We start from the raw sequence: 18,576 nt of genomic DNA on the forward strand, positions 1-18,576 counted from the left end.
CACCTGTTCACCTAATCTGTATCCCGGAAACTGCCGCGACCTGCGCGGGTCAGCCGGTCTAATTCTGCCTTAACCATTTCCCCCACAGTCTTCGCCAGTTCGCGGGGATTCTGCGTCACCACGTTGTGCAGATGTACGTGAATTTCACCGTTAAACCCACCTGCAGCACTGTCATTTCTGGCGCTGTCGCCTGGGCGTCTGACCGGGGGTAACATGGCCTGCACAACAGGTGCCGCTGCCGCTGCAACAACCGGGGAAAGCGACGGAGCGATAGCGGCAGAGGTTCGCGCAAGTTTTGACTCCTGCCACTCACCACGTACTGCCAGGGCACGGGGCAGATTTTTGAAGACGATATCACCGGGGCCAATCCGTTTTTTCGTCTCCTGAAGCATGCCGCCAGTGTTATCAGATATTTTCTGTAGTCGCCGTTGAGTGCCATTATCACCGCCAAGCGGGGTGCTTCCGGCTGGCGGTGTGACCGTGCCTGTTTCTACTTTTTTGGGTGCTACTTTCGCAATATCACCCTGTAGAAGCGCGACCTTATCTTGTAGTAAAGCCGTGCGCTGCGCGTCCTCAATCTTCTTTCTGGTCTTTTCGGCCTCATCGGGTAAAACACCCAGCTTTTCCAGTATCCAGGACAGGGCATCAAGAAGGGCTTTGGCCGGAGTCAGCACCAGTTGCAGTGCACCGCCAAGCACGTTGCCAAAGATTTCCCCGGCGCTGGCGCATTTATCAAGCGTCTCTTTGCTGGACTCCATCGGGGTAAGGAGTTCTTTAAACCAGCTCCACACCTGACTGATGCCATTGCTGATTGCGTCAAACAACGGGCTGAACTGCGCAAATGACTCCCGCAGTGGCGCCAATCTTTCCATAATGCCGCTGAACACACCGGCAAAAAATGCTTTGATGGGCTCCCAGTATTTCCAGATAAGCAGGGCAGCTGCGACAAATGCCGCACCGACCAGACCTATCGGACTCAGTAACAGCGACAGCGCGCCGCCAAGCACCGAAACAGCACCGGTGATCATTCCCCACAACACAGGGAGACCGGTAAGGCGAAGCGCCAGCATCGCGATACCGCGTACAAGCGAGCCCAGCGCGGCACCAGGTGAGGCAAATACCGCCAGCAACATCCCTCTCAGCGGGCCCAAAATACCCGTCAGTCTGCCAGCCCCCCTAGCCATTGAAGAGAATGCAGCAGGCCAGCCTTTGATACTTCCCATCGGCCCGCCCATAAGCGCGCGCAACTGAGCAAACATCGGGATGGCCCGACCGAGTCCTTTTGTTCCGGTCAGTAACGCAAACCCAAGTTGCAGCTTTGCTATTGGCCCTAGCAATACCCCGACAACCAGAGACAATCCGCCGATGATGGCCGTAAAGGCCAGCGCACTGCCGCCGATAATCAGTAATGTCTGCGTTAACCGGGGATTTTCTTTTGCCCATGTAGTCATTGCCCCGACAACATCACTGATCCTCTGAACCAGTCCACGAAGTGGCCCGTCAAGCAGCTCTTCAATCTGAATGCGAAATCCTTCCCAGGCGCTGTCGAGGTTCTGCAGATCTCCATCAAGGTTATCCGCCATCTTTTTCGCGACTGTTGCAGATTCACCCTGCGCTTTTTTCAGCTCAGCCAGCAGCTTTTGCAGCTCACCACTTCCCGCAGACTGCACCAGGGCCTGGAAGGATTTGGCAGCTTCCTCACCGGCAATGTCTTTGAAGAACGAAAGTCTGTCCACATCGCCGTACTTACTGACGGCCTTATAAACATCAGCAAGGACAACTTCAGCCGGTCGCATTTTCCCGGTTGCGTCTGCAACGCTGACCCCGAGTTCTTTGAGCGCATCTTTGGCTTTGCCCGTTGGCGCAGCCATACGGGAGAACGTGGACTGCAACCCCGTACCGGCGATGCTGCCACGCAACCCCACGTTTGCCATCACGCCGATCATCGCAGTGGTCTGCTCAACGCTGACACCCAGCCCGGCCATCCCCGTTCCGGCGTACTTCATCGCCTCACCAATGTTTGCCAGGTCGGTGTTGGTGCGCGTAAACGCCGCCGTCAGCACGTCACTGACCCTGTCCATCTCTTTCGGATCCAGTTTGAACTGCGACAGAATATTTGAGCCGATATCGGCACTTTCGCCCAGCTCCATCCCACCGGCCAGCGCCATGTTGAGAACGCCGGGTAACGCAGCCTGTATGGCCTGTGGCGTGAATCCGGCCATCGCGAGGAATGCCTGACCACTGGCCGCATCACGGGAGTTGAACTGCGTTTCAGCCCCCAGCTTTTTAGCCTGTTCGCGCAGCGCAGCAAACTGCGGATCGGTTTTATCGAGACGCGTCAGCGCCCCGACGCGGGATACTTCCCTGTCAAATCCTACAGCTGGCTCCAGAAAACGCCCTGCCCCATAACCCGCAACGGTAGCGGCCCCTACGGCAACAGCTCCGCCACCGCGTAGCTTACCTGCAGTCTGCTGAGCATGGTCATAGCGTGCACGCGCCTGCGTCACCCGTGCCAGCATCTGCCGTTCGCGCTCCAGCGTCTGGTTGTACTGTTCGGTACGCCGTATGGCGCTTTGGATGGTTCGATCGCTGCCGGAAAGTGTGATGCCATGCCTGACCATCACAGCCGTCGCCTCGCGCAGCTTCTCTTTCTCACGAGTGCGTACTTCATTCAGGCGATTCAGCTTTGCCGTCAGCATTGCCATGTGTTCGCGCTGTTTGTCCGTCATCACGTTCCCGGCCTGCTGTGCCTGCCGGAGTCCGTTCAGTTCCCGCTGGGCCGTCTGTATTTTTTCGGTGGTTTTAGTGAAGTTTTCGCGCAGGCGGGCAAACGCTTTTGACTGCGTACCCAGTGATTTAATGTCGGTCTGCGTTTTTTTGAGGGAATCAGAGAGACCGCCCACACTCTGGCGGGCGGTCTCAACAGGTCGGGTCAGTTTATCGATCGCGCTGAAGGCGATACGGATATCAAGTGTCTTCATCTTCACGGGCTCCGCTACGTCGCGCGGCCCGTTCGCGCCAGGCGATAACCTCACCCGGATCCATCATGTAGATATCGGCGCGCGACCAGTTAAAAACAACAGCAATATCGGCGACCAGCTCTTCAATCTGGTCGAATTTCACCACCGTTACGGTGCTTCCGTCTCCGGCTCGTTCTGTGCTCCAGAGCCCGTAGGCACCAAAAAAGGCACGATCGCCTGAGAGAGCGCGATAAAATCAGCGGTGGCCATCGTTTTAATTTCGTTTTCTTTAAGACGTGGCGAAGTCACGCGCGTGAACAACGTAACCAGTGTGTCGGTTTTCATGTTGAGCACATCAGAGAGCGACAGGCCACGCAGAGAGCCGGACTGTTTAATTGCCTCGCTAATCTCCACATAGGTGATCGTCTCTTCGCTGCGTACAATCGGCTGGGCCAGCGTCACACCACCCTCAGCCGTTACTGGTGCAGTATCATTTTTTTTCATCGTTGAGTCTCCGGGCGGCACAACGGTGTGCCGCCGTCAGGGTTAATTATCAGCCCATTCCCAGGGCAGACGTGATGCGGTCAGGGTAGATATTCTTGCCGTCTTTCTTGTAGATAAAGTTCAGCAGGTCAATCTCAATAATCGGCTTATCGTCGATAGAGAATTTGTAATACGTCGATTTGAACGTGTATTTCTCGACGGTGTTTTCCCCCTGCTTGCTGTCACCACCGTCAAGCTCGGTAAAGCGTCCGCGCAGCTCCACTTCAACAAGCTGGCTGTCACCATCGGTGTAGTATTCACCGGCAAAACGCAGGCGGGTGCCGTCAATATCCGCGCCATATTCAAGAAAAAGCGCTTTAATCACGCCGCCAAATTCAATGGAGGAATCCAGCGCCCCGGCATCCAGACCGAGATCCACACCAACGGATCCAATCATGCCGCCACCCTGATAGTCTTCCAGCTTGCGGCTGAGTTTCGGGCGGGTAAACGAGGTGACTTTCCCGATCTGGTTATCACCGTTCACAAAGCAGGTAAACAGGCGGAGTTTGTGAGGAACAGCCATTTACGCACCTCCCAGAGAAGCAAACGCAGGGCCGAAGAATTCATCCGTGAAGGTCTGGTACAGCGTCAGATCTTCCAGCGGCGGCACTGGCGAGTATTTGTAGCGGATACGCACCCGCCCCTGACGAAGGTCGGTGGTGCTGTTGTCCACCACGTCATACCAGCATTCAGCGCCGATAAGCCGCCCGGACGTGACCAGCTTGTCAAGCTTCGCGCGGATACCGCTGATAACGTCTTTCACATTCGCCGGGGTCAGCGGTTCATCAATATCTTCAAACTGCGCTTCCGCGATACTGTCAGCCAGTACCTGCGCAGTGCGGGTGTAGACTTCAAAGATATAGTCTTTGGTATCCGGTGTGCGGTTGCCCCAGAAACGGAAACCATTACGCTTAATCACCGTGGTGATTTCTTTGTTGTTCAGCGCGTTGGCGTCGCTGTCTTCAGCCTGAAGCGACCAGAACACCTGTTTTGAAATCCCCAGCACGTTTTTTACCGGGACGTTTGACAGCGACTTGTGCCAGCCCTGAGTGTGATCGATTTGGGCACGCAGGCCGCAGGCATACGCCGGAGCCGGGAACACCTCATTTTTGCCAGACACCGGGTTATAGGCGATGAAGTCAGGCCAGATAAGCATCAGTTCGCGATACGCGAAGGTAGCACGGTAGGCGATGGCATCCGCCATCGTTTCACAGCCGTTGCACCCGGCATACACAAAGGCACGCAGCTTCTCTGCAATCACACACAGTGAGGACGTCACTTCTTCCGTGTCGAGATCGGGCGCTGACAGAATGCGCGGGCGATATCCAATGCGCTCATCCTGTTCTGCTACCAGCAGGGCATACATCCCGGTATACGTGCCATCGGGTTCCGTGCCGCCGATTACCAGCTGCGACTGCGTTTTTTTACCTTCACCGACTTCCGCTTCTGCGACACGAACGACGATGACTTTTGTGCTGACCTGGTCAGCAACTGCTTTCAGGCTCTTGTACAGCGTACCGGTCTTACCCGCCAGGCCCAGCACGTCGTTGACCCGATGAAGAAGAACGGGTTTATTCAGGGGGAAGGTGTCAGCATCAGCATCATCCGCCACAGCAACAATCCCGATAACACTGGAATCAATGTCATCAATGGCTGTCACCAGATCGGTGTTTTCTCTGACGCGGGCACCGTGGAAACGCTCTTCGCTCATGTTTTCCACCATTATGTTGTTTGAGTTCGCAGCAATAATCCCCTATGCACCAGGCCACTTCACGCATTAACAATTCTGACCGCCAGCCCACAACAAAAAGGGGTTATCGCTTCCCGCGCGCGCGTGAAATCATGCGGAGCAACGGAGGCGCTATGACACTAACCGACACACTCAATCTGAAAATCAACAGCGGGCTGGACAACCCGGACGATGCGATAAAGATCCCCGATTACAGCATCACCGCAGGGGGTGAAATACTGCCTGACCTGAATGACCGGATCATGTCGGTATCGATGACCGATAACAGGGGATTTGAGGCCGACCAGATAACTATCAGCGTAGATGATGCGGACGGCATGGTTAAGCTGCCGCCACGCGGAACACAACTGGCTTTATCGATGGGCTGGAAGGGTGAGCCGCTGATATACAAGGGGCTTTATACCGTGGATGAGATATCCCACGAAGGCCCGCCCGATACGCTGCAAATTACCGCCAGCAGCGCCGATTTTAGGGAGGAATTTAACGTCAAGCGCGAAGCCTCATGGCATGACGTGACGGTAGAACGCGTCGTCTCTGCAATCGCCCATCGCTATAAGCTGAAGGCGCAACTCAGTGAAATGCTGATGAATATCGAAATTGACCACGCTGACCAGACCGAAGAAAGCGACATGTCATTTTTAACGAGGATGGCCGACATGCTGGGAGCCATTGCCACCGTCAAAAATGGCTATCTGTTATTTATCCAGCCGGGCGGCGGCATAACAGCAGACGGTAAGGCGTTGCCCTCTTTCGCGCTGACGCGAAGCGACGGAGATAGACACAGGTTCCGAATTGCTGACAGGCAAGCTTATACCGGCGTGCAGGCGTACTGGCTGGATCTGAATTTTGGCAAAAAGAAAAAGGTAAGCGTCAAACGCCGAAAGCCGTCAAAGGAAAAAAAAGAAAAGAGCAGCAGCCGCGAAGGTGACTATATGGAAGGGGCTGAGGGTAACGTGTATGTCCTGCGGAAAACTTACCAGAACGAAGAGGCAGCAAAGCGTGCCGCTGCAGCTAAGTGGCAGCAGCTTCAGCGGGGGGCGGCGGAATTCTCGATCACCCTGGCGCGTGGACGCGCTGACCTCTACCCGGAAATGCACGGCACCGTGTCAGGCTTCAAAGCGGAAATAGACAACCAGGACTGGATAATTGCAAAAGCGGAGCATGTGATTGACGACAGCGGTGGATTTACTACGCAGCTGGAGCTGGAGGCCAAAATACCCGAATGGATAGCCGAAACGGAATAAGCAGAATACAATGGCCGGGAGTTCAACTCCCGTGGGGGAGCCATTATGTTCAGATGTCCAATTTGCGGCGCGTCAGCCCGTATCCGTACCAGTTCACCAATGAATGACACCAACACCGTCCGGCGTAAGTTTTATCAGTGTAACAGCCTGGAATGTGGCGTTGGATTTTCCACTCTGGAAAGCGTGGAACGCCTGACCCGGCGACAGAAAGAAAATCCGCTACCTGATAGCTTCGTTCCATATGATGCCTTTCCGTCATCACACCGGGGACGAGACCAGCTAAACTTGACACTCTAAAACAAATAACCCGCCACATAGGCGGGTTATTTGTTTTAGAGTGCAAGTGTTGGAGTTCTTACGATTATCTCCAGCCACATGACTCTTGTAATGGTTTTAGAGCTTCAGAAAGCCCTTTAAGATTGAAGGTTGTACTTACAGGATTCTCATTGTAAGGGGTTATCTGGGCAAACAGCATCTGACCGGAACTGAGATTTTTTATAAAGTCGATTGTTTTTCCACGATAAAACACAGCTTTTGTATCCGTTGAAATTGACCATGACTTATTTACTGCTTTTTGTTTGTCTAACCGGTACAGCATCGTTGTTTCATCCAACCCCAAATACACATCCCAATCTATAAATAATTCTGTTTTTTTCTCCCGGCAAGCTATAAACAGTGTAGGTGTTGTTGTCTCACCAAATGGCGTTCTAAACGATTCATTGCCATTGAGTGAGATAATAACGTTTTTTGAATCATCAATCGGAGACGTTTTTATATCTGTCTGCCAGTTTCCAACATCCCTAACAGAATTATCATCTCGTTTTTTAACCTGTGCACCTGCAAATGTTGGAGAGAAAAACCTGTCATAACAATCCAGTCTTTTTCCATCTGACGATTCATCCTTGCATTGATCCCTACTCTCAAAGTTTTCCAGCGACTTTGTGCGCGTCGGAGTTACAGCTTCGTCATAACATGCCAATCGCTTTACGTCATCAGGTTGACTTCGACACTGATTCGCTGCCACAAAATCCGTACGTGTGCCACCATCCGCGAACGCGACGGAAGACACAAGAGAGGTAATGCACGTTGCTGTGAGTAAAAGTCCTGTTTTCATATTTCTATCCTTTATTTTCATACGGTTATAAAACACTCATTTATAGTTCCTTTATCTAAAATGAGTCAACCGGTGAAATAAAAAAAAGCCTCGCAGATTTTGCGAGGCTTTGCCTTTGTTTTGTAGACACTTTTTTCGAAGTGTGGACGCTATGTGGACACTGATTTTAAAAATCCCTTTCAATCAGCAATTTAAACACTTGACCTTCCCCTTGATGGAAGGTTTAACCTTTATAACAGTTAGTCAAAACGACTGCTAAGGTCAACGTTTACCGACCAATCATAGAGGAAATTTGTTATGTCTCAAACTATCGATCTGACTCTGGACGGTCTGTCCTGTGGTCACTGCGTAAAACGCGTTAAAGAAAGTCTCGAACAACGCCCGGACGTGGAACTCGCGGATGTCACTGTGACAGAAGCCCATGTCACCGGGAGCGCCAGTGCCGAGGCGCTGATCGAAACCATCAAACAAGCCGGTTATGGCGCGGAGTTAAGCCACCCAAAGGCTAAACCGCTGGCGGAGTCATCAATCCCGTCGGAAGCACTGGCAGCGGTCCCCCCTGAGCTTCCGGCAGCTACGGCTGAAGAAGATGATAGCCAACAGTTGCTGTTAAACGGCATGAGCTGCGCCAGCTGTGTCTCCCGCGTACAAAATGCGCTGCAAAGCGTACCGGGCGTCACGCAGGCACGGGTAAACCTGGCAGAGCGCACTGCGCTGGTAATGGGCAGTGCATCCGCCGCAGAATTAGTGCAGGCGGTAGAAAAAGCCGGCTATGGCGCGGAAGCGATCGAAGACGACGCGAAGCGTCGCGAACGCCAGCAGGAAACCGCCGTGGCGACCATGAAACGTTTTCGCTGGCAGGCGGCGGTTGCGCTGTTGCTGGGTGTCCCGGTCATGGTATGGGGCATGATTGGCGATAACATGATGGTGAGTGCCGACAACCGCAGCCTGTGGCTGGTAATTGGTCTGGCAACACTCGCCGTGATGGTCTTCGCAGGCGGTCATTTCTACCGCAGCGCATGGAAAAGCCTGATGAACGGCACCGCGACCATGGATACACTGGTCGCGCTGGGCACGGGGGTCGCCTGGCTCTATTCCATGAGCGTAAACCTCTGGCCGCAATGGTTCCCAATGGAAGCGCGGCATCTCTATTATGAAGCCAGTGCCATGATTATCGGTCTGATTAACCTTGGCCATATGCTGGAAGCACGCGCCCGCCAACGCTCTTCCAAAGCGCTGGAAAAACTACTCGATTTAACACCGCCAACCGCACGTGTCGTGACCGATGACGGTGAAAAAAACGTGCCGCTGGCCGATGTACAGGCAGGTATGTTGCTACGTCTGACTACCGGCGATCGCGTTCCGGTAGATGGCGAAATCACACAGGGCGAGGCCTGGCTGGATGAAGCGATGCTGACCGGCGAACCGATCCCGCAACAAAAAGGCGAAGGTGATAGCGTCCACGCCGGTACTGTAGTTCAGGATGGTAGCGTACTGTTCCGCGCCAGTGCCGTCGGCAGCCACACGACGTTATCGCGTATTATTCGCATGGTGCGTCAGGCACAAAGCAGTAAGCCCGAGATTGGTAAGCTGGCCGACCGTATTTCCTCGGTATTCGTTCCGGTGGTGGTGGTGATTGCGCTGGTGAGTGCCGCAATTTGGTACTTTTTCGGCCCGGCGCCACAAATTGTTTATACGCTGGTGATTGCCACCACCGTACTGATTATTGCCTGTCCTTGTGCGCTGGGTCTGGCCACCCCCATGTCGATTATTTCCGGGGTGGGTCGTGCCGCTGAGTTTGGGGTGCTGGTACGTGATGCTGATGCGCTGCAACGCGCCAGCACGCTTGATACCGTCGTCTTTGACAAGACCGGTACGCTGACTGAGGGTAAACCGCAGGTTGTCGCCATCAAAACGTTCGGCAATACCGACGAAGCGCTGGCTGTTCGCCTGGCAGCCGCCCTTGAACAGGGTTCCAGCCATCCGCTGGCCCGGGCGATTCTGGATAAAGCGGGCGATGTTACGTTGCCGCAAGTCAATGGTTTCCGTACGCTGCGCGGTTTAGGCGTCAGCGGGGAAGCTGAAGGCCATACGTTATTACTGGGTAACCAGGCGCTGCTCAACGAACAGCACGTTGTTACCACCGAAATGGAAGCCGAGATCACGGCTCAGGCTTCCCAGGGGACAACCCCGGTGCTGTTAGCCATTGACGGGCAAGCGGCAGCCTTGTTAGCGGTACGTGATCCATTGCGCAGCGACAGCGTGGCAGCGCTTCAGCGTCTGCACCGCGCCGGCTATCGTCTGGTGATGCTCACCGGTGATAACCCAACGACGGCCAATGCCATTGCCAAAGAAGCAGGTATTGATGAGGTGATAGCCGGCGTACTGCCAGACGGTAAAGCGGAAGCAATTAAACGTCTGCAGAGCCAGGGACGTCAGGTCGCCATGGTCGGTGACGGCATTAACGATGCCCCTGCCCTGGCCCAGGCCGATGTGGGTATTGCAATGGGCGGAGGCAGCGATGTAGCGATCGAGACCGCTGCGATCACGCTGATGCGTCATAGCCTGATGGGCGTTGCTGATGCGCTGTCTATCTCGCGGGCAACGCTGCGTAATATGAAGCAGAACCTGCTCGGCGCATTTATCTACAACAGCATCGGTATCCCCGTTGCCGCCGGGATTCTGTGGCCGTTCACCGGAACCCTGCTGAACCCGGTCGTTGCCGGAGCGGCGATGGCGCTCTCTTCTATTACCGTGGTGAGCAACGCCAACCGACTGCTGCGCTTTAAACCGAAAGAGTAACCCTTTGCCAAACGGCACTTTCGTTTATCCGGCCTACAAAAAGTAGGTGATAATGTAGGCCGGATAAGACGATTTCGCGTCGCCATTCAACGATTCACGGATTGCACCTTCCTGGACCACGCGCTAGCATGGAAGTCTACTCAAGGGAGGCCGTATGGATTTGTTATACCGGGTAAAAGCATTATGGTCTGCACTGCGCGGTAACCATTATACCTGGCCGGCCATCGATATCTCTTTGCCTGGCAACCGCCATTTTCATCTGATTGGCAGTATTCATATGGGTAGCCGGGGTATGGCCCCTCTGCCTGCCAGGTTACTGAAAAAACTCAGCCGCGCTGACGCACTGATTGTCGAAGCCGATGTCTCCGGTGACGATGCGCCGTTTGCCAATCTTCCGGTTTTTGCCGCGCTGGAAGAACGCATCAGCGAAGAGCAGTTGCGCAATTTGCAAAAAGTTTCTGCCGATCTTGGTATTTCCCCTTCCTTGTTTTCGACTCAACCCCTGTGGCAAATAGCCATGATCTTACAAGCCACGCAGGCGCAACAGCTGGGATTACGGGCGGAATATGGCATTGACTACCAACTGCTCAAAGCGGCTAAACAGGCGCAAAAACCCATTATTGAACTGGAAGGCGCCTCCAGCCAAATCGACCTGTTATGCCAATTGCCTGATAACGGTTTGGCTTTGCTCGACGATACCCTGACGCACTGGCATACCAACGCCAGGTTGCTGCAACAAATGATGGGCTGGTGGCTTGAATCACCACCACAAAATGGCGAACTCACATTACCCAACACATTCAGCCAGTCGTTATATGACGTACTCATGCACCAGCGTAATGAGGCCTGGCGGGACAAACTCAAGGCAATGCCTGCGGGCCACTATGTGGTCGCTGTGGGCGCACTGCATCTGTATGGGGAGGGAAACTTACCGGAGATGATGCGATAAAAAAATGGCCAATATTTCTATTGGCCCGTCAAAGAGGAATTTCATCATTATTATTATGCCGACGCTTAAAGCATCGGTGTAGGTCGATTGTCGCTCAAAGTCGTCATCCTGCCAATACTATTGCGCAAGATGGTACTATTTTTTCCACCGCCATCAGGCGTATGCTTATGGTGTATTTTGTCTGGGCCAGGAAAAATTGCTATGACACCCGCCGTTAAGCTACTCGAAAAAAACAAAATTTCTTTTCAGATCCACACCTACGATCACGATCCGTCCGAGACCAACTTTGGCGACGAAGTGGTCCGTAAATTAGGGCTGAATGCGGATCAGGTCTACAAAACGCTGCTGGTTGCCGTGAATGGCGATATGAAACATCTGGCGGTTGCCGTCACCCCGGTAGCCGGACAGCTGGATCTTAAAAAGGTCGCGAAGGCGCTGGGCGCCAAAAAGGTCGATATGGCCGACCCAATGGTTGCGCAACGCACAACGGGATATCTGGTCGGTGGTATTAGCCCACTTGGGCAGAAAAAACGTTTGCCAACGCTGATTGATGCCCCCGCCCAGACATTCGACACTATTTATGTTTCCGGCGGCAAACGCGGGCTGGATATTGAACTGGCGGCGAACGATCTGGCGAAAATTCTGGATGCGAAATTTGCCGACATCGCACGCCGCGATTAAGCGATTTTATAATGATTGCCTGATGGCGCGCAGCTTTAAGGCCTACAGGTCAGTGTGACTTGTAGGCCGGATAAGGTGCAAGCACCGCCATCCGGCGCTCCGCCCTGTTACTGCCAGGTAACTTCACCCTTCGGCTCATACATACTGGCATCCAGCGGTGAGTTTTTCTGCACGTACTCTTTCAGCACTTCCGCATCAATAAACCCGGTATTCACATAGCCTGGCTTGTTATCAATGCGCGGATAGCCGTCGCCGCCGGTGGCATTGAAGCTCAGCGTTGCCATGCGATACGTTTTAGCCGGGTCAACCGGTTCACCCTTGATTTTCAAATCGTTGAGCTTGCCGTCTTTCGCCACAAAGCTGACGTTGGCAAACTGTGGGTACGCCCCCGAGTCTGGCTTCATCTGAGCCACGGCGGTCAGATAGTCAATGACTTCCTTCCCGCTCATATCGGCATACACTACGATGTTGCCGAACGGTTGTACCTTCAGCACACTCTTATAGGTGATATCACCGCCTTCGATGGAATCACGAATGCCACCACCGCTCATCACGCCAAAATCAGCGCCAGTGCGTGCCATTTGCGCAGCGAGCAGCAGATGCCCCATGTTGGTCTGCACAAAACGCACCTTGCTACGGTCACCTTCCAGACGCGCATTTACACTGCCAATTTTGACATCCAACTGCGCTTTGCCTTTATTCTGGAATGGCGTCAGTAACGACAGCATTTGCTGGTTTTCAGCAATTTCTGGGGTGTAAAGTACGCGCTCACTTTTACCGTTATCCCAGGTCACTTTTTTCTTCAGGTTTACCGGAATGAGTTGGTAGTTGACCATTTTCATTTCGCCGTTGCGGAATTCAAAGTCCGCCCGGCCAACGTATTTACCCCACTCATGCGCCTGCACAATCCAGATACCGTTTTGCTTATCCGGCGCACATGGCGTACCCGGTACGTAATCAACCTGCTTTTTGTTTTCCGATGCCATGCACACCGGATCCTGTGAGTGACCACCCACAATCATCGCCAGCGCCCCGGTGGGCAGGCTACGCGCCATTTCCACATCACCCGGTGCGTTCGAACCGTGATTGCCGTTGTCATAATGCCCCATATGTGTGGTAGCAATGATGATGTCTGGCTTTTCGTTCATATTGAGTTCCTGGATAACCAGCTTTGCTTCTTCCGCAGGTTGGCGAAACTCAATATCGGTGAAGAACTCGGGGTTGCCAATTTTCGCCGTATCATCGGTTGTTAAACCCAGAACAGCGATTTTTAAATCCTGGCGCTTAAAGATAGCCCACGGCTTAAACAAGCGTTCGCCAGTGCTTTTCTGATAGATGTTGGCCGAGAGAAACGGGAATTTGGACCATTTTTCCTGCTGGCGCAGCACGGTTAGCGGGTTATCAAATTCGTGATTGCCAACAGCCATCGCGTCATAGCCAATCAGGTTCATCCCACGAAAATCAGGTTCCGCATCCTGCAGATCGGATTCCGGTACGCCGGTATTAATATCACCGCCAGAAAGTAGCAGTACGCTTCCCCCTTCTTCAGCGACCTCTTTACGAATACCGTCCACCAGCGTTTTTTGCGCCGCCAGCCCGTATTCCCCGTATTCGCTGCGCCAGAAGTGACCGTGATGATCGTTGGTATGCAGAATGGTAATTTTGTAGGTTTTATCTTTTTCGTACGCCTGAGCAGGCTGACCTGCCAGCGCAAATGCGGCCAAGAACGCCAGCGCCACACCCTGTGTTAAAAATTTCATGAACTCTCCCTGAGCCAATATCAACGACTGAAATTACAATGATATGACATAATAGTCGAAAATGTTTTCAGAAATGAGACTTCCTTCAAATACCTTCCGCAGGTATGTTAGGCAAGTAATAATAACAAATTAGATTACCCTCATAATCGCAACCCAAACAGAAGTGACTTTCTATGGCAATAAGTGAACCAACCCAGCCAGTGGCTGGCGCGTCAGCGTCGGTTGCTAAAGCACGCACCTCATTTGGCATTTTAGGGGCGATCAGTCTCTCTCATCTGCTAAACGATATGATCCAATCGCTGATTCTGGCGATTTATCCGCTTTTACAGTCAGAGTTTTCACTGACGTTTATGCAGATAGGGATGATTACGCTAACCTTCCAGCTCGCCTCCTCGCTGCTGCAACCGGTTGTCGGCTACTGGACGGACAAATACCCAATGCCATGGTCGCTACCGATTGGAATGTGCTTCACGCTGAGTGGGCTTGTGCTACTGGCGATGGCAGGCAGTTTCCATATGGTCTTGCTCGCCGCAGCGCTGGTCGGTACCGGGTCTTCAGTATTCCATCCGGAATCCTCTCGCGTGGCACGTATGGCCTCCGGTGGCCGTCATGGGCTGGCTCAATCTATTTTCCAGGTCGGTGGTAACTTCGGTAGTTCTCTGGGGCCACTACTGGCCGCTGTCATCATCGCGCCATACGGTAAGGGCAATGTGGCCTGGTTCGTACTGGCGGCCCTGCTGGCGATTGTGGTACTGGCACAGATTAGCCGTTGGTACGCCGCACAACATCGGATGAGTAAAGGAAAGCCGAAGGTCACCATCGTCAATCCGCTACCACGAAATAAAGTGGTACTGGCGGTGGGGATTCTGCTGGTGCTGATTTTCTCCAAATACTTCTATATGGCGAGCATCAGTAGCTATTACACCTTTTATCTGATGCAAAAATTCGGATTATCGGTACAAAATGCTCAGTTCCACCTGTTTGCCTTCCTGTTTGCCGTTGCGGCCGGGACGGTAATTGGTGGGCCATTAGGCGATAAGATTGGCAGAAAATATGTTATTTGGGGCTCTATCCTCGGCGTAGCGCCGTTTACCCTCATTTTGCCCTATGCGACCCTTGAATGGACTGGGATTTTAACCGTGATCATTGGTTTTATCCTCGCATCGGCCTTTTCTGCCATTCTGGTCTATGCACAGGAGCTGCTTCCGGGCCGTATTGGTATGGTTTCTGGGCTATTTTTCGGTTTCGCCTTCGGCATGGGCGGCTTGGGTGCCGCGGTGTTAGGGCTGATTGCCGACCATACCAGTATCGATTTGGTCTATAAAATATGTGCTTTCCTGCCTCTTCTGGGGATACTGACCATATTCTTACCTGATAACCGACATAAAGCCTGATTTTCTGACGGCCAAAAGTAAACTTTGGCCGTCATCACTTACAGTGACCATCAGCCTTTGCCTCATACATCCCCCCGTAGTTTTCCGATCCGTGCTTTTTTACGCTTAAAATCCTATTTTCATCAAAATTCAATAATTATTCATAAACATAAACATTAAAATTGTCATAAACTATTACTCGGAATTTGGGTTTTCAGGATCAACACAGCAACCAAAGGAGACGGAATGCATCACGCCACCCCGCTTATCACCACCATTGTCGGCGGCCTTGTGCTCGCTTTTATATTAGGCATGCTTGCCAATAAACTACGTATTTCTCCCCTGGTGGGATATCTGTTAGCGGGCGTTCTGGCCGGTCCATTTACACCTGGTTTTGTTGCTGATACCAAGCTTGCACCTGAACTGGCGGAGCTTGGCGTTATCCTACTGATGTTCGGCGTGGGGCTGCACTTCTCCTTGAAGGATTTAATGGCGGTAAAGTCCATCGCCATTCCCGGCGCTATCGCCCAAATCGCCGTGGCGACGCTACTGGGTATGGCGCTTTCAGCGGTGATGGGCTGGTCGCTGATGGTCGGTATCGTCTTTGGGCTGTGTCTTTCAACCGCCAGTACCGTGGTGCTGTTACGTGCGCTTGAAGAACGGCAGCTCATTGATAGCCAGCGCGGGCAAATCGCGATTGGCTGGCTGATTGTCGAAGATTTGATGATGGTACTGACGCTGGTTCTTCTGCCTGCTGTCGCCGGAATGCTGGAAAAAGAAAACGTCGGCTTTACTTCGCTGGCCGTCGATATGGGCATTACCATCGGTAAGGTGGTGGCATTTATCGCCATTATGATGCTGGTGGGTCGCCGGCTGGTGCCGTGGATTATGGCCCGCAGCGCCGCTACAGGTTCCCGCGAACTGTTTACCCTGTCAGTCCTCGCCCTCGCATTAGGTATCGCCTTTGGCGCAGTAGAGCTGTTCGATGTCTCCTTTGCTCTGGGCGCCTTCTTTGCCGGTATGGTGCTGAACGAGTCAGAATTGAGCCACCGTGCGGCGCACGATACCCTGCCGCTACGCGATGCGTTCGCCGTGCTGTTCTTTGTTTCCGTCGGTATGCTGTTCGATCCGTTAGTCCTGATCCAGCAGCCTCTGGCCGTGCTGGGCACGCTGGCGATTATTATCTTCGGTAAATCCGTCGCCGCCTACTTCCTGGTACGCCTGTTTGGGCACTCTCAGCGTACAGCGCTCACCATTGCTACCAGCCTGGCGCAGATTGGTGAATTTGCCTTTATCCTGGCGGGCCTCGGTATGGCGCTGAACCTGTTACCCCAAGCCGGGCAAAACCTGGTGCTGGCAGGGGCGATTCTCTCCATTATGCTCAACCCGGTGCTGTTTGCTGTATTAGAGAAATATCTCGCCAAAACCGAAACGCTGGAAGAGCAGACGCTGGAAGAGGCTATCGAAGAAGAGAAGCAGATCCCGGTTGATATTTGTAATCATGCACTGCTGGTCGGTTTTGGTCGTGTCGGCAGCCTGTTAGGTGAAAAGCTGATGGCGGCGGGTATCCCGCTGGTCGTTATTGAAACATCACGCACCCGCGTGGATGAGCTGCGTGAACGTGGGATCCGTGCCGTACTCGGTAATGCGGCTAACGAAGAAATTATGAATCTGGCGCATCTGGATTGCGCACGCTGGCTGCTGTTGACCATTCCCAATGGTTATGAAGCCGGTGAGATTGTCGCTTGTGCGCGTCAGAAGTGCCCGTCGATTGAGATTATCGCCCGCGCCCATTATGACGATGAGGTTGAGTACATCACTGAACGTGGTGCCAATCAGGTGGTGATGGGTGAACGTGAAATCGCCCGGACTATGCTGGAGCTGATTGAAACGCCGCCTGCAGGTGACGTTGCTACTGCCAGTTAATGTTACATGCCGGATAGCGCTATCGCTGCTTATCCGGCATGTGCAAGATTTAACGGTCCCAGTACGACTCTTCGAGACTGTCTTCACGCTCCGGCAAACCCCGCGTCAGACGCGGTGAATGCTGGTTCAGCACCTGATAACTCACGCGGTTGGCATATTTACACACCTGGGCTAAAGATGAATAAGTCAGCCAGGTATATTTGTGCTTGCTGGAGTTGGGCACATTGCCGCGGTGATAGCTGTTGGCGGTAATATCATGCAGCAATGCAGCCAATGCGCCGTCACCCGCGCCGTTGGTGTTCATGATTTTTTCCGGCCCGCCCATATATGGCGCGATATGTGAATATACACGCAGCGGATTCATACAGTCTTTATGGCGCATTGCGCGGCTGAATTCGTACTGGTTGAATTCAGCAATAGCGCCTGGCAGCAACGGATGCTGAGTTTTGCGTTTCGCCTCTTCTTCAGTAAAGCCAGCCATATACAGCCCCACCGGCCCGGCAGTACACAAGACTAAATCCACCCAATCCAGCGCTTTATCTGACGCCAGCAGCGGATCGTTTTCACCGGTCAGCGCTTCGGCTTCTTCTTCGTTCATCGCCAGAATAGAGACATTCTCTTTCAGAAATTCCTGCCACCACTGAGGGTTATCTGCAATAACGAATTTGGTCCCCAATGTCAGTACCACCGGGACGTTGTGCTTTTTGGCAAATTCAATCGCCTTCATGGTCGCTTCCGGCATCGGTTCGCCCGGCTTACAGCGTACCAGATAGGAGGTCAGCACCAGCGCGGAAGCCCCGGCAATCACCGATTCAGGGATGCTCTCCGCACGCAACTGGTTCATGTGACCGGGGCTGATGGCAAATGTGCGCTCGCCGGATTCACCAATCAGCGTAAAGCAGCGGCCAATCGGGCCATCTACCCCCTGTAGATAGTTCAAATCGGTGCGGCTGGAGGTGTTGCATAAATAGCGATACGCGTAGCTACCAATTTCGATGTTGCTGCACATCACACCCAACAGTACCGAGCGGTCATCAGCCAGCACGGAGTAGTTATGCATGGTGTTACCGATGGTGCCACCTGCAAACTGATGGGTGATCAGGTTTTCGCGTACCAGCTCCTGGTAGAGCGCTTCCGCAACATCATCTTCAATCACCAGAGAGTGCCCGGCGCTTAATCCATAACGTTTTACAAAATCATCATCCACTTTGGCTTCAATATCCACCAGCGTCTGGTCGATACCGACAACCCAGGCTGCGCTGGTCTCATTTTCAGGCTGAATTTGTTGCAGCAACGGATCGCGCGCGCTGACGGGGAAATAGTGTTTGGATTTACGTTTACCGGGAAATTTCATGGTCGATTATATGGCTGGTTAACTGAGCGATGCATGGTAGCACATTACCTGATATGCATGCGATGCGGCGCTAAGTTTCAATATCGGACGGCGGGATCGCAGTTTATCCGGTCTTAGTTT

At 53.1% G+C, this 18,576-nt stretch carries 15 protein-coding genes; 7 read left to right on the plus strand and 8 right to left on the minus strand.

The window, feature by feature from the left end; genetic code table 11:
* Nucleotides 1–11 precede the first annotated feature (11 nt).
* The 5 genes from HV261_RS20230 to HV261_RS20250 are packed head-to-tail and all read right to left on the minus strand — an operon-like array spanning nucleotide 12 to nucleotide 5,214.
* Nucleotides 12–2,981: a phage tail tape measure protein gene (locus HV261_RS20230; RefSeq protein WP_202039267.1), complete on the minus strand. Its 2,970-nt coding sequence runs from the start codon at nucleotides 2,979–2,981 to the stop codon at nucleotides 12–14.
* Nucleotides 2,968–3,126, minus strand: a complete 159-nt coding sequence (locus HV261_RS20235; protein WP_416054667.1) for a GpE family phage tail protein — start codon at nucleotides 3,124–3,126, stop codon at nucleotides 2,968–2,970. The genes HV261_RS20230 and HV261_RS20235 overlap by 14 nt, the downstream gene beginning before the upstream one ends.
* A gap of 2 nt (nucleotides 3,127–3,128) precedes the next feature.
* On the minus strand, nucleotides 3,129–3,464 hold the full coding sequence (locus tag HV261_RS20240; RefSeq protein ID WP_202039268.1) for a phage tail protein: 336 nt from the start codon (nucleotides 3,462–3,464) through the stop codon (nucleotides 3,129–3,131).
* A gap of 49 nt (nucleotides 3,465–3,513) precedes the next feature.
* Nucleotides 3,514–4,026 (minus strand): phage major tail tube protein, encoded by a 513-nt coding sequence (locus tag HV261_RS20245; protein WP_003835886.1) that lies wholly within the window; start codon nucleotides 4,024–4,026, stop codon nucleotides 3,514–3,516.
* Nucleotides 4,027–5,214 (minus strand): phage tail sheath subtilisin-like domain-containing protein, encoded by a 1,188-nt coding sequence (locus HV261_RS20250; protein WP_202039269.1) that lies wholly within the window; start codon nucleotides 5,212–5,214, stop codon nucleotides 4,027–4,029.
* Nucleotides 5,215–5,258: 44 nt separating this feature from the next.
* Between HV261_RS20250 and HV261_RS20255 the strand changes: the two genes are divergently transcribed.
* On the plus strand, nucleotides 5,259–6,497 hold the full coding sequence (locus tag HV261_RS20255) for a phage late control D family tail protein (RefSeq protein ID WP_416054666.1): 1,239 nt from the start codon (nucleotides 5,259–5,261) through the stop codon (nucleotides 6,495–6,497).
* Nucleotides 6,498–6,542: 45 nt separating this feature from the next.
* Complete coding sequence (locus HV261_RS20260) at nucleotides 6,543–6,794, plus strand: Ogr/Delta-like zinc finger protein (protein ID WP_199953281.1); 252 nt, start codon at nucleotides 6,543–6,545, stop codon at nucleotides 6,792–6,794.
* Nucleotides 6,795–6,858: 64 nt separating this feature from the next.
* Here the strand turns inward: HV261_RS20260 and HV261_RS20265 are convergent, their stop codons facing one another.
* The gene (locus tag HV261_RS20265) at nucleotides 6,859–7,611 is read right to left on the minus strand and encodes a type VI secretion system-associated protein TagO (RefSeq protein ID WP_199953282.1); all 753 of its coding nucleotides are present in this window, start codon (nucleotides 7,609–7,611) and stop codon (nucleotides 6,859–6,861) included.
* Between the two features lie 297 nt (nucleotides 7,612–7,908).
* Here HV261_RS20265 and copA point away from each other — a divergent pair, with 297 nt between their 5' ends.
* The 3 genes from copA (at nucleotide 7,909) to ybaK (ending at nucleotide 12,043) form a co-directional block, all read left to right on the plus strand.
* Entirely contained in the window at nucleotides 7,909–10,413 is a 2,505-nt protein-coding gene (gene copA / locus HV261_RS20270; RefSeq protein WP_137384596.1) for a copper-exporting P-type ATPase CopA, read from the plus strand.
* A gap of 154 nt (nucleotides 10,414–10,567) precedes the next feature.
* Complete coding sequence (locus HV261_RS20275; RefSeq protein WP_202039271.1) at nucleotides 10,568–11,362, plus strand: TraB/GumN family protein; 795 nt, start codon at nucleotides 10,568–10,570, stop codon at nucleotides 11,360–11,362.
* A 201-nt stretch (nucleotides 11,363–11,563) separates the two neighbouring features.
* On the plus strand, nucleotides 11,564–12,043 hold the full coding sequence (gene ybaK, locus HV261_RS20280; protein ID WP_137384598.1) for a Cys-tRNA(Pro)/Cys-tRNA(Cys) deacylase YbaK: 480 nt from the start codon (nucleotides 11,564–11,566) through the stop codon (nucleotides 12,041–12,043).
* Nucleotides 12,044–12,150: 107 nt separating this feature from the next.
* On the opposite strand, the gene ushA is transcribed toward ybaK, so the two are convergent.
* Nucleotides 12,151–13,803 carry a bifunctional UDP-sugar hydrolase/5'-nucleotidase UshA gene (gene ushA / locus HV261_RS20285; protein ID WP_202039272.1) on the minus strand — a complete coding sequence of 551 codons (1,653 nt, stop codon included), beginning with the start codon at nucleotides 13,801–13,803 and terminating at the stop codon, nucleotides 12,151–12,153.
* Between the two features lie 173 nt (nucleotides 13,804–13,976).
* On the opposite strand from ushA, the gene fsr reads away from it, so the two are divergent.
* Both fsr and ybaL read left to right on the plus strand, forming a co-directional pair.
* Nucleotides 13,977–15,197 carry a fosmidomycin MFS transporter gene (gene fsr, locus HV261_RS20290; protein ID WP_202039273.1) on the plus strand — a complete coding sequence of 407 codons (1,221 nt, stop codon included), beginning with the start codon at nucleotides 13,977–13,979 and terminating at the stop codon, nucleotides 15,195–15,197.
* A 225-nt stretch (nucleotides 15,198–15,422) separates the two neighbouring features.
* A complete protein-coding gene (gene ybaL / locus HV261_RS20295) occupies nucleotides 15,423–17,102 on the plus strand; it encodes a YbaL family putative K(+) efflux transporter (protein ID WP_202039274.1) in 1,680 nt (559 codons plus the stop codon).
* 49 nt (nucleotides 17,103–17,151) lie between these two features.
* Here ybaL and gsk read toward each other — a convergent pair whose 3' ends face one another.
* Entirely contained in the window at nucleotides 17,152–18,456 is a 1,305-nt protein-coding gene (gene gsk / locus HV261_RS20300; RefSeq protein WP_202039275.1) for an inosine/guanosine kinase, read from the minus strand.
* Nucleotides 18,457–18,576: the final 120 nt, after the last annotated feature.

Source organism: Citrobacter sp. RHBSTW-00671 (genome assembly GCF_014103415.1).
Classification (GTDB): domain Bacteria; phylum Pseudomonadota; class Gammaproteobacteria; order Enterobacterales; family Enterobacteriaceae; genus Citrobacter.